The following is a 12,228-nucleotide window of genomic DNA, read 5'->3' as shown; positions in this document are numbered from 1 at the left end:
CTCAGAGCGAGGAGGTCGACATGGGATTCGCGCTGCTGGCCCTCATCTGCGCGGTCGCGCTGCTCGGACCCCTGCTCGCGCTGCCCGACCGGCTGCGCCTGCCCGTGGTCATCGGCGAGCTCGCCGTCGGTCTGATCCTCGGGCAGAGCGGATTCCGCATCGCGGACCCCACGGAGCCGACGTTCGCGTTCCTCGGCCAGATCGGTTTCGCCCTGGTGATGGTCGTCGCCGGTTCCCACGTGCCGATCCGCGATCCGGCGCTGCGCAGCGGCATGCGCACCGGCCTGTTGCGCGCGGCGGTCGTGGGGGCTGCCTCGGTGCCGCTGGGGTTCGGGATCGCGCAGCTGTTCGGCACCGATCACGGGTGGCTGTACGCGGTGCTGCTCGCCTCGTCGTCGGCGAGCCTGGTGCTCCCCGCCCTCGCCGGGGTGCGCACCGACGTGCCCGTGCTCGAGCAGCTGCTGCCCCAGCTCGCCGTCGCCGATGCCGTCTGCATCGTGCTGCTGCCGCTCGCCATCGAACCGAAGAACGCGCTCGGCGCCGGTCTGGGCGCGCTCGTGGTCATCGCCGCCGCGCTGGTCGCCGCCTGGGTCGCGCGACTGCTCGTCACCCGCGGATTCGAGGCGCGGATCCGCGCGGTGTCCCGAGAGCACTCGCTCGCGATCGAGCTGCGCTTCTGGCTGGTGGTGGTGTTCGCGGTCGCCGCAGTCGCGACCGCGCTGCACGTCTCGGTCATGCTCGCGGGCTTCGCGTGCGGGATCGCGCTCGCGGCCGCGGGCGAGCCCGAACGGCTCGGCAAACAGCTGTTCGCCATCACGGAGGGGCTGTTCGCCCCGATCTTCTTCGTCTGGCTGGGAGCGTCCATCGATCTGCGCCACCTCGTGACGCACCCGCAGGCGATCCTCCTCGGAGTCGTGCTCGGCCTCGGCGCGCTCCTCGTCCACTGCATCCCGGTGCTGCTGCGGCAGCCGTGGCCGGCGGCCATCGTGACGGCCGCGCAGCTCGGCGTCCCGATCGCCGCCGTCTCGATGGGCGAGACGCTCGGGATCCTCGCCTCGGGCGAGGGGGCCGCGATCCTGCTCGGCGCGATGATCACGATCGGCGCGACGACGCTGGCATCGAGGCGGCTGCGCCGGGTGGCGGAGGATGCGGCTCCCGTCGCGAAGGCAACGGATTGAGCGGTTCCCACGAGATGGACGTTCGTGGGAACCGCCGGAAAGCGCTCCGGTCAGCTGGTCGGCTTCCACCCGATCGCGTCCAGGAACATCCCTCGCGATTCCTCCGTGAACGCGGCCGGGTCGAACGCGGTCGCTGGGACCAGATCGCCTGAAGCGATCCGTTCCAGCCCCTCGATGAGGCCATCGTGAGACAGCGGAACGAGCACTCCGTACTGGCCGTCTTTCAGCACGGATCGGGAGCCCGGGATATCGGACGCGACGACCGGAGTGCGAGTGGTCAACGCCTCGAGGATCACCAGCGGCTGTCCTTCATGGAGCGAGGGGAGGAAGAGCGCCCCAGCAGCTCGCAGATGGGAATAGGGGTTGGCGACCAGACCGCGGAGCCGGACGATGTCCTGGAGCTCAAGCTCCGCGACCAGCTGTTCGATCTTGAGCCGCAACGGACCGTCGCCCAGGAAAGTCAGCGTGAGCCTTTGAGACAGACGGTCGCGGCTGTCGGCCAGCGCGCGAAGCAGGGACTCATGATTCTTCTCGGGTGAGAGCCGACCGACCAGGACGACATGCACACCTGGTCCGGCGTACCACTGACGATCGCTCTCATCGAGTTCCGCATGGCTCATCGCCAGGATCTCGGGAACATTGATCGTGTTCTCGACGGTCCGGTGGAGCGCAGCGGGCACTCCGAGGTTCGTCGCGAGCGATTCCTGGTTCGCTTGCCGAACACCATCGCTGACCGAGCCCGCGAAATCGAACGAATCGAGATGCCGCAGGCCCGATTGCACCCGTGGGAATCGAGTGATGATCTCTTTCCAGATCTCGCTGTGGAGGATGATGCCTCGTTTTCGTGCGCTCCGGACCCCCATGCCGATGAGCGCCGCCCGAAGGGAATCGTACCCATCGAAGTCCACCGCGGCCCCGAACTCGACATCGGAGAACTGGCGACGGGCCTCGCCTCGCCGCGATGACGCGATGAGCGAATCGAACAGGGGATGGCGGCGGTAGTTCCGTGTGGAGAAGTACCTGAGCACCTCTCGTTCCATCCGGGTCCCCGCACGTCCTCCGACCGCGAGATTCAACTTCGCGTATTGCCGAACGTCCTGAACGGTGTCGGGAGTCGCATTGTTCAGCGGGTCCGGGGAGACGAGCAGTGTGGTCTGGGGAGAGCCGTCCAGCGTCCCGAGCAGGCTGCGCAGAGCGCGGGTGATGCCGTTCGGGGAGAGCCCGCCGACGGACAGCAGCAGCTGTTCATGCTGCTCCAGCTCGACTGCGTGCTCGGGCGTCGCGTCTTCGAAGAAGAACCGGCGTGTCCGTTCCGCGTGATGACCGTCGGCCCGTCCGCCGAACCGGGTGACCGCCGGGAGCGAGCGCTTAGCGAATCCGACCGGATCAGAGATGGCGTCTCGGATCAGATCCTTGGCCGCGGCAGCCGAGGACGCGCTTTCTCCGGGGACCTCATCGGCGGAGAAGTACAGGCCCCGGGCATGCTCGTAGGCGGCCTGGTCGTGCAGTAGCTTGATGACGGGGAGGCCGACCGCCGCCGCGTCGAACAGCACACTCGAGAAATCGGTCACGAGAACATCTGCTGCTGCAAGGAGGAGATTTGTTTCGATGTCCTCCGGGGCGAAGAAGACGTCAGGCGCGCCTCCGTCAGTTTCCGCGAGGAATGCCGCTCGGACGAAATGGTGGGCACGGACGACGACACGATACCCGTTCCCGCTCATCTCCCGGGCATCGCGGAGTACTTCATCGGTCTCGGCGCTGCGTTCCTCCATGAGCCCCTTCCAGGTGGGCATGAAGAGGACGAGCGGTTCATCGGCGAGGAGTCCGAGCTGCTTTCTGATCCGGATCCGATCAGCCGTGCGCGTCGAGAGATCGTTGCGAGCCGCGCCGATGAGCGCGAGTCGGGCCGGGACGATCATGTCGATGTCCATTCCCTCGGTCAGCACGCGCATGGTGTGCGGATCCGGGGCGACGATATGGGTCGCCTGCAGGAGGTTCCTCGCGACATTGCCATAGGCGAACGGCTCCGCCCGGTTGTCCTTTCCGAGGGTCTTCCACGGGATTCCGTGCCAGGTATTGAGGTAGCGCTGTTCGGGTCGGCGCGTGAAGTACCACTCGAACGTGGAATTGTTGATGAGGTATCCGGCAGTCGCGAGCGCCTGAGCCTGAGCGGGTGACCCCTTCCGGATAAACGCGACATTCGGGTGGCCTACGAGATCGGCCGGGAGATGAGCATCCGGGCGGACGATCCAGATGTGCCGCAGATCGCGATGCTCCTCCGACTCGAGAAGATCGCGGCAGATCGCATAGGGGTTGCAGGAAACCGATGCGCCGTGGAAGGACTCGTAGACGACGTGGTTCCTAACGACGGGCAGCATCTTGCAGAATTCGGAGAACCTGGTGTACGTGTCCGTCTGGACTTCGGCGCCTGGATCCGTGGTGAGGGAAACCGCGGGAAGGAGCTGGCTCTGCGCCCGGCAGATCGCAACCCAGGCGCGCTCCCACTCTCCGCAGGACGCGAGGGCTCGGGCGAGCTCGAGGTTCGTGGCGGTGAGGAACTCCTGGGAGCTCGCCCGGAGCGCGAGCTCTTCGAGCACCGATGCTCGCTGGGCGGGATCGGTGCGGACCCTCAGCGTATCGAGGAGCGCTGGGATCGCCGGGTCGAGGTCTTGCACGGTCATCCGCGACTCGATGTCCGTGATGCGGGGCGACCGGCGCAATAGCGCTTGAACCCCGCTCTCCGCGCCCGCATGATCGTGCTCCAGAGCGGCATAGCGGAATCTGGTCAGTTGAGTTTCCGCAGCAGGCGGGACCGCGAGGTACCGTTCGCGCGCGTCGGCGTCTTGACGGAGGTCTGCGAGCAGTGCGGCCGTCGGCCCGACCCAGTTGGAGGGCGAAACGGCGCGGAGAGCGAGGTCGAGTTCGGCAGTAGCCTCCTCGACTCTCGCGAGCCTGAGCATTGCGGCGTATCTGAGTTCGTGGACCCGTTCACCGGTGACACCGTCGAGAAGCCGGAGCACTTCTTCGTCACGGCGCGCATCCAGCTGGAACACGGCGGCGGCGACGATGTCGAACGGGCTCGACGAGTTCGAAGCAACTGGCGCCGCATGAGCGTACGCCTCTTCCGCCTCCAGGCTCCGCCCGAGAAGGACGGCGCAAAAGGCTGCGTGGAAGGCACGCGGATCGCCGATGGCGAGCGTTGAGAAATCCTGAAGCAAAGGCCACGCGCGGTCGGGTGCCGACTGGCGCAGATAGGCCTCGCCGAGCCGGATCCGCCATTCCTGCAGAGTGTCGGCATCGGGTGAGAGCCGGATGCATTGTTCAATCGCCTGAATCTCTTGGTGGAGATTCCCCCGGTCTCGTTGCAGGAATGCCTCGAGCTCGAAGGCCGGGAGGTATTGGGGGTCGAGTTCGATCGCGCGCAGGACGCAGGTACGCGCCTGACCGGGTGCATCCACGGACTTCCAGAATTGGGCGAGCGCGATGAGGTGAGCCGGTGCAAGCGATGAGGACTGGGAGAGTTCGCGTGCGGCCCGCTGGGCGATGCCGCGACCCTGTTTCTGCGCGGTATAGCTGAGATACGGGCCGATCGAATCCGGGTGGCTGAGAAGCCGACTAGCGAACCGTCGGTGAATGCTCCCGGAGACTTTCGAGAGCATGGAGATGCGCTCGGTGAGTCGCAGGAAGAGGAAATCTCGACGCCAAGGTCGTTCCCGATCGAAGGGGGCGGTGACCTGCCGGAGCAGGATCGCTTCGGGAAGCCTCGTACGAGCGGAGGGACGTTGGGGAGAACTCGGCACCGGGGCCCTTTCGTCTCAGGAAACGTTTGCGTGTCCAGCGGGCGGGGTTGGTCGGTCCACCGTTTCGGCCGGGCGCTGAGCCAGGCTAACAGCGAGATGCGGGCCGACTGGCCCGATGGCCCCGTCTTCGCGCTTTTTCACTTCCGGGTGAGGATGATCTTGTAGCAAAAGTAGTTGCACAGGGCACCAACCGCCATCGCGACGACCTTGGCGGCACCGTGCACAAGATACTCCGGGAGTGCGGGAAGAGTCGTCGAGAGCAGCGCGGTGAGCAGCAGCACGATACCGGTCTGCACGATCAAACCAGTGAACAGCGTGACCCCGGCGAACGAGAGGAACCGCATGAAGCCGCCTTGGCCCCCTCGGAACACGAAGCGCCGATTGAGCTGGTAGCTCGTCACAACGGTGATGATGGTCGAGATCGTGTTCGCAAGGGCGGGCGGTGCACCGAACGCCGCGGAGCACAGCATGAAGAGACCGAAGTCCAGTGCGCTCATCCCCGCGCCTGTAATCAGGTAGCGGGGCAGGGAGCCGCTGAGCAGGCGAAACCGCGCCATGTTCAGCGGCGGACGAGCGGCGCGGGAAGCTTCAGATACGCGAGTCGCATCGCCTCGCGCCGGGCTTTCAGGACGCTGGAAGTCACTGCACCCACCGCCAGGATGAGCGTGCCGATCGTTCCGAACGCCGCCACGAGCATGAAGGTGGGGAGGCGAGGGACGAGACCGGTCTCGAAGAACTCGATGATGACGGGCAGGCCGAAGACTACGGCCAGGACGTAGAACAGCAGCGCGAGCGAACCGTGGAAGGCGAAGGGGCGTTCGTGAGCGGTGAGTCGCAGGATGAGGCTCGAGATCTTCAAACCGTCCGAGACGGTGTTGAGTTTGGATTCGGACCCTTCGGGGCGTTCCTTGAACCCGACCGGAATCTCGCATTGCGGGACTCGGAGAGCCATGGAATGCACGGTCAGTTCGGTCTCGATCTCGAACCCCTGGGAAAGAGCGGGGAAGGACTTGACGAAGCGGCGGGAGAAAACGCGGTAGCCGGAGAGCATATCCGTGACTCGCTCCCCGAACAGGCGGCCCACTACCGAGTTGAACATGCGGTTCCCCTGAGCGTGCCCCGGTCGGTACGCCGTCGAAGCGGGATCGTCCTTCCTGCAGCCGAGAATGTGATCGTAGGGGCCCGCGAGAAGCGTTTCGACCATCTCGGGTGCCGCTGAGGCATCGTAGGTATCGTCGCCGTCGATGAGGAGGTACACATCCGCGTCGATGTCGGCGAAGGCCCGCCTGACGACGTTTCCCTTGCCCTTGCGCCTTTCGAGTCTGACGACCGCGCCGGCCTCCGCCGCGACTCGTGAGGTCTCGTCGGACGAATTGTTGTCGTAGACGTAGATCGTCGCCGTGGGAAGGGAGGCGCGAAGGTCCTCTACCACCTGGCGGATGGTGAGTTCCTCGTTGTAGCAGGGGACGATCGCTGCGATGCGGGTCGCCCCGTGCGCGGGGTTCTCTCCCGAGCGACTTTCAGTGTTGGGCATTTGCGTATCTTATCTAATGCTGGAGTCGGCGACGGCCATGTTGAGATGCGTGCGGGACTTCACCGGAGCTTCAATTAAGATGGATACGATTTGGCGGCGATCTGCCGCAGTATCGGCGAGGCCTCGGGGCGGGGACCGAATTCGACGTGCGCGGATAGCTGGCCCTTCGGAAGCTTCCCAAAGCAGAGGGACGTAATGAGCTTCTTTCCGAGCGTGAACAGCTTCCTGGAAGCGCCCGTGGCCGTCTGGACGGGAACCTGGAAGCGGGCCTCGGCCCGAGCGCGATGGGCGGCGGTCCTGCTCTCCCTGATGCTCGGCTCCGCTCAGATGATCGGAAGCCGTATCGCGGCGGATGGTTCCCTCGGCGTATCGACCGCCGGACACGCGGCGATCCTCTGTGCGGAGATCCTGCTGGCGTCCGCCTGCTTCGCGCTGCTCTTCGTGCCCGTGCTGTCGGCCGCGGGCCGGTGGGAGGGGTGGACGGGTACGACTGCTCCGCGCGGACTGTGGAACGCGTCCCCTGCGAAGCGAATACTGGTTATCGCCGGAATCCTGGTTGTCTGCTGGTCGGTGTACTGGTTCGTGCTCTGGCCGGGAACGGTAACGAACGACAGTTTCAACCAGCTGGAACAGGCGATGGGCCAGCGTTGGCTTTCCGACCATCATCCCTTGCTGAATACGCTCATCATCAAAGCCATTCTGGTTCCGGTCTACGGGCTTGTCGGGAACTATTCCGTGGCGATCTCCGCGGTGACGGCGGTGCAGCTGGTGGTGCTCGCCGGTATCTACGCAGCCAGCATCAACGCGCTTCGCGGGTTTTCACCACCGCGGGGTCTGCTCAACATCATCATCGCCTTCTTCGCGCTCAGCCCGTTGTTCGGGTGGTACTCCGTCACCATCTGGAAGGACGTCTGGCTCACGGCATTCGTCCTCGCGCTCGCATCGGCGGGAGCGGTCATCGTGCAGCGGCTCAGAGCCGGTGCACGGCCGGGAGCAGTTCTCTGGACGACCTTCATGATCGTGGCGCTCGGCGTCATGTTCTCGAAGAAGACCGGTATCTATCTGATGGTCCCGATGGTGCTGGTCGTCGTGTGCTTCCTCGGCGCCCACGCGTGGAAGGCACGCGCCAAGTGGCTCGCCATCGGCCTGCTGCCGGTGGTGCTCTATCTTCTGGCGCAGCCCCTGCTCCTGGACCTGACGAACGCCGCCCCGGGTTCGACACGGGAGATGTTCTCCGTGCCCTCGCAGCAGATCAGTCGTGTGGTGCGAGACGACCCGAAGTCGTTGAGCGCGGAACAACGGGAGAGCATCGCTCGTTTCTACTCGGGCAAGAACCTGGGAGCGTTGTACGATCCTCATCTCGCGGATCCGGTGAAGAACGCTCTCGACACGGAGGCGTTGAACTCCGATCTCAGCGGGTATCTCCTGCTCTGGGCGAAGCTCGGCGCTGAACACCCCAAGGCCTACCTGGAGTCCTTCCTCGAAGGGACGGTCGGCTATTGGTATCCGAACGTCTCGTACTGGAAGGTAAATTCTGCGGACTGGGTGGCGAAGGCGAATCAGTTCCACGCGAACGAGCTGAAAGATCCCTCTCATGGTCCGGGAATGTCGGAGGAGTTCCTATCGCAGATTCCTTCGGACCGCACCACGAACGAAGGGTATCGTCGTGTGCTGAGCGCCGAGGTCGATAACCGCCTGCCCGATATCCCCGTGATCGGGTGGACGCTCAAGCTGGGGGCCTGGACGTGGGCAGTGCTGATCTGCGCTGCGATCGCCTTCGTCCGACGCCGGGTGATCGCGATCCCTGTCCTGGTCCTGGAAGCCTTCGTCTGGGTGAGCTGCCTGATCTCACCCGTCTTCGCCGAGGCGAGATACGCCATTCCCATGCTGGCGATGCTGCCGCTGCTCGCGGTTCTCGCGGGGACGAGGGCCGAGGAAGAACCGCAGCGGTAGCGGGCCTCGCCGCGCGCGATCAGTCGCGCCGGTCGAAGCGAAGGCCGCTGTCGATGTTGTAGACGAAGGTGCCGTTCTGGAACTCCATGCTCCGGTCTTCGAACTTCTCGAGCAGGCCTCGCGGAGAGCCGACCATGAACCCCCAGGGTCCAGCGGGGCCGCCGGATCGTCGGTAGGCCGCGAGCACGATGCCCTTGCCGAGGCCGACCGTCGCCGCATCACCGAGCTGAGGCTCGAGCGCCGCGGATGAAGTGATGATGCCTTTGTCGAAGTCCTGGGTAAACCCGCCGCCGTTCTCGTTGATCTCGCGCTGGGGAGCGAGCGGACGACCCCAGCGGCCCGGGTCCTTGCGATAGAGCTCGTAGATCGCACCGACGATGGGGAAGTGGTTCTCCTGATCGTCGCCTCGGGGCTTCACGAATTCGACGGCCTCGTCGATCGGGCCGTCGAAGAGCATCCGCCCCTTCTCGAGCACGATCCCGCGCTCGCAGAGCTGCTGCACCTGGCTGGCGTTGTGGCTGACCACGAACATGGTCTTGCCCTGGTCCTGCAGTTCGAGCATCTTGGTCGTGCACTTCTGCCGGAACTGCGCGTCACCGACCGAGAGGATCTCGTCGACCAGCAGTACGTCGAGTTCGGTATGAATGGCCACCGAGAAGCCGAGCCTGGAGTACATGCCCGAGGAGTAATGCTTCACCTCGGTGTCGATGAAGTCGCCGATCTCGGAGAACGCGAGGATCGAATCGAAGCGATCGTCTGTCTCCTCCTTCGTCATGCCGAGGATCGCGGCGTTCAGATACACGTTCTCGCGACCGGTGAGGTCGGGGTGGAATCCCGCACCGACCTCCAGCAGGCCGGCGATGCGGCCACGGGTGCGCACCCAGCCCTGATCGGGGGACATGACCCCCGAGAGGAGCTTGAGCGTGGTCGACTTGCCCGAGCCGTTGCGGCCGAGCAGCGCGACCGACTGTCCCTCGGGCACGGAGAACGTGATGCCGTCGAGGGCGTTGAAATTGCTCGATAGAGGCTTTCGCCGCAGGGAGGCGATGAACGTCTCTTTGAACGAGTGGGTGTGCTTGATCTTGAAGGTCTTGCGCACATCGTCCAGCACGATGGCGGGCCGAGGAGCGAGGTCAGAGGTTCTGGGCAAAAGACCCCTCCAGCTTGCGGAAGACGAGCTGCCCGATGAGCAGCGTGATGAGCGCGAGGGCGAAGCCGATTCCGACATAGGTGGACAGCGTCGGGAGCTGCTCGGCCTTCGGAGCGAGCGGCAGCCAGAACGTGCTGTGGAACAGCTCCACCGCCCCCGTCATGGGGTTCGACATGTAGATGCGGAACAACCACTCGGGTGCGCGCTCGTGCACCATTGTCCACGAGTAGAGCACCGGCGACGCCCAGGTCGCGAACATGAGGATCAGGTCGACGAAGTTCTTGGCATCTCGGTATGCGACGTTGACGGCGCCGAAGAACAGTCCGAGGCCGAGTGCGAACATCAGGATGATGAGGACGCCGACCAGGAAGAACACGATCTGGAGCCATGAGATCGTCAGCCCGCAGATGAGGGCGACGACGAGCAGGAGAGCCGCCTGCGGAAGGAAATGGATGAGTGCGACGCCGAGGGCGGCAGCAGGGAACAGCTCGCGCGGCAGATAGATCTTCTTGATGAGCGATCGGTTGTCGACGACCGCGCCGGTGGTGTTGCGCAGCGCCTCGCTGAACAGATTGACCGCGACGATGCCCGCGAACAGGTAGACGGGGAAGTAGGGCGTGTTCTTGTGCCCGCCCATGATGACCCCGATGACGAGGTAGTACATGAGGAACTGGGCGCCGGGGCGCACGTACGACCAGACCCAGCCGAGCACCGAGCCGTGGTATCGGGTGGCAACGCCCTTCCTGACGAGCAGGGACAGCAGGTACCGGTGCCGGAATACGTCGAAGAGGCCGCGGCTCGCGCCGGGCGTCTTGAAGTCCGGATCGTTCAGAACGGAAGTGTCGCTCACGGTCTCAGATTCTATCCGCGAGAACTGAGGGCTTGAGGTCACCGTGCGAGCGCCACCACGTGATGGTCTCCGAGAGCTCTTCGAGTTCCGGCACGACCCACCCCTCGGTGAGCAGGTTCCCGCCGCGGTAGGCAGCCAGCAGGGCGTCCGCGAGCTCCGCCGGATAGCCGGCGCGGTCGAGTCCGACGGCGTTGACGCCCGCGACGCGCGGCGGCGTGCCGTAGACCTTCGCGAAGGGCGGTACGTCGCGGGTCACGGGCGTGCCCATGCCCACCATCGCGCCGTGCGCGATGATGCGGCGCTGGTGCACGACGGCGTTCATGCCGATGTTGACCCGGTCGCCGATGGCGCAGTGGCCGCCGATGCTCACGCCGGCCGAGACCGTGGAGTCGGCGCCGAGCAGGACATCGTGCGCGAGGTAGGCGCGGTTCAGCACCCAGCTGCGCGCGCCGACCGTGGTCTCGCGGTAGCTGCCCTGGTGGATCACCGCGCTCTCGCGGATCACCGCTCCGGCACCGATGCGCACACCGGCGTGCTGCAGGTCGCCCGTCCAGGCGGTGTTCTGCGGCAGGCTGCTCATCTCAGGGGGTGCGCCGATCATGGCGCCGGCGCCGATCCAGGCGCCGTCCTCGATCACGCAGGGGCCGAGGAGCACCGCGCCCGGACCGATCGATACGCCCTCGCCGATCTCGACTCCCTCGCCGATGAACGCGGCGGGGCTGATCGCGCTGCTCGCGTCGCTCATGCGCGCGCCGAGAGGTCCAGTGCGGTGCCGGTCTTGGCCGACTCGATGGCGGCCTCGGCGACGCGCAGGGTCTCGGTGCCTTCGCGCAGGGTGACGGCGTCGGAGCGGACGCCGAGGATCGCGTCGCGGAAGGCTTCGTGCTCGGAGCGGAGCGGCTCGCGCTTCTCGAGGGCGAACCGCGTCACGGTGCCCTCGCTCACCCCCCGGAACGCCGCTACGGCGTCCCACGACCCGGCGTGCGTGCCGTTCTCGTAGAAGGTGAGGTCGGCCGTCAGCGTGTCGGCGACGAATGCGCCGCGCTCGCCGGTGACGAGGGTGAGCCGCTCCTTGAACGGGGTCAACCAGTTGACGATGTGGTTGACCATGATCCCGTTGGCGAGCTTGCCGGTGATCGAGACCATGTCCTCGTGAGCGCGTCCCGAGCGGTGGGTGGTCTGAGCGGCGAGCGTCGCGTAGTGCGACTGCGCGAGCCAGGCCGTGAGGTCGATGTCGTGGCTGCCGAGGTCCTTCACGACGCCCACGTCGGCGATTCGTGCGGGGAACGGCCCCTGCCGTCGGGTCTGGATCTGGTACACCTCGCCGAGGTCGCCGTTCGCGATGCGCTCGCGCAGGCTGATGAGGGCGGGATTGAACCGCTCGACGTGACCGACTGCCGCGACCTTGCCGGCCGCGTCGAAGGCGGAGACGAGGCGCTCGGCCGCGGGGAGCTCGTGCGCGACGGGCTTCTCGATGAGCGCGTGCACGCCGGCCTCGGCGAGCGCCAGGCCGACCTCCTCGTGGAACTTGGTGGGGACCGCGACGACGGCCGCATCGACACCGGCATCGATGAGGCCCTGCACGGAGTCGAACAGCGGGGTCTCGCCGGCGACGCCGTGGGGGTCGCCCATGGCATCGGCGACCGCGACGAGGTCGATGCCCTCGACCTCGCGGATCACTCGGGCGTGGTGGCGCCCCATCATGCCGAGGCCGATCAGACCGTACTTGATCGTCACTTCTTCTCCCAACAGTTTCGGTAGTC

The 12,228-nt window shown here is 65.8% G+C and carries 9 protein-coding genes; 2 read left to right on the top strand and 7 right to left on the bottom strand.

The genetic code is table 11. From position 1 onward, the window contains the following. The first annotated feature begins 20 nt into the window (after nucleotides 1-20). Entirely contained in the window at nucleotides 21-1,178 is a 1,158-nt protein-coding gene (locus XM48_RS09065; protein ID WP_046455481.1) for a cation:proton antiporter, read from the top strand. A 50-nt stretch (nucleotides 1,179-1,228) separates the two neighbouring features. Here XM48_RS09065 and XM48_RS09060 read toward each other — a convergent pair whose 3' ends face one another. The 3 genes from XM48_RS09060 to XM48_RS09050 all read right to left on the bottom strand — a co-directional run bounded on the left by XM48_RS09060 (nucleotide 1,229) and on the right by XM48_RS09050 (nucleotide 6,512). Continuing rightward, a complete protein-coding gene (locus XM48_RS09060; RefSeq protein WP_046455480.1) occupies nucleotides 1,229-4,837 on the bottom strand; it encodes a glycosyltransferase in 3,609 nt (1,202 codons plus the stop codon). 278 nt (nucleotides 4,838-5,115) lie between these two features. After that, complete coding sequence (locus XM48_RS09055; RefSeq protein WP_052961411.1) at nucleotides 5,116-5,535, bottom strand: GtrA family protein; 420 nt, start codon at nucleotides 5,533-5,535, stop codon at nucleotides 5,116-5,118. A gap of 2 nt (nucleotides 5,536-5,537) precedes the next feature. Then, nucleotides 5,538-6,512, bottom strand: coding sequence for a glycosyltransferase family 2 protein (locus tag XM48_RS09050; protein ID WP_046455479.1), 975 nt, complete (start codon nucleotides 6,510-6,512; stop codon nucleotides 5,538-5,540). Nucleotides 6,513-6,725: 213 nt separating this feature from the next. Here XM48_RS09050 and XM48_RS09045 point away from each other — a divergent pair, with 213 nt between their 5' ends. Continuing rightward, nucleotides 6,726-8,465 (top strand): DUF6020 family protein, encoded by a 1,740-nt coding sequence (locus XM48_RS09045; RefSeq protein WP_156174991.1) that lies wholly within the window; start codon nucleotides 6,726-6,728, stop codon nucleotides 8,463-8,465. 19 nt (nucleotides 8,466-8,484) lie between these two features. On the opposite strand, the gene XM48_RS18495 is transcribed toward XM48_RS09045, so the two are convergent. The 4 genes from XM48_RS18495 to XM48_RS09025 are packed head-to-tail and all read right to left on the bottom strand — an operon-like array spanning nucleotide 8,485 to nucleotide 12,202. Next, nucleotides 8,485-9,615 carry an ABC transporter ATP-binding protein gene (locus XM48_RS18495; RefSeq protein ID WP_046455477.1) on the bottom strand — a complete coding sequence of 377 codons (1,131 nt, stop codon included), beginning with the start codon at nucleotides 9,613-9,615 and terminating at the stop codon, nucleotides 8,485-8,487. After that, entirely contained in the window at nucleotides 9,599-10,465 is an 867-nt protein-coding gene (locus tag XM48_RS09035; protein ID WP_052961410.1) for an ABC transporter permease, read from the bottom strand. The genes XM48_RS18495 and XM48_RS09035 overlap by 17 nt, the downstream gene beginning before the upstream one ends. A gap of 4 nt (nucleotides 10,466-10,469) precedes the next feature. Continuing rightward, the gene (locus XM48_RS09030; RefSeq protein WP_046455476.1) at nucleotides 10,470-11,210 is read right to left on the bottom strand and encodes a DapH/DapD/GlmU-related protein; all 741 of its coding nucleotides are present in this window, start codon (nucleotides 11,208-11,210) and stop codon (nucleotides 10,470-10,472) included. Then, nucleotides 11,207-12,202 carry a Gfo/Idh/MocA family protein gene (locus tag XM48_RS09025; RefSeq protein ID WP_197074178.1) on the bottom strand — a complete coding sequence of 332 codons (996 nt, stop codon included), beginning with the start codon at nucleotides 12,200-12,202 and terminating at the stop codon, nucleotides 11,207-11,209. Before XM48_RS09025 ends, XM48_RS09030 begins: the two co-directional genes overlap by 4 nt. Between the last annotated feature and the right edge of the window lie 26 nt (nucleotides 12,203-12,228).

Source organism: Leucobacter sp. Ag1 (assembly GCF_000980875.1).
GTDB lineage: Bacteria > Actinomycetota > Actinomycetes > Actinomycetales > Microbacteriaceae > Leucobacter > Leucobacter iarius.
This window is presented reverse-complemented; position numbering and strand designations above follow the sequence as displayed.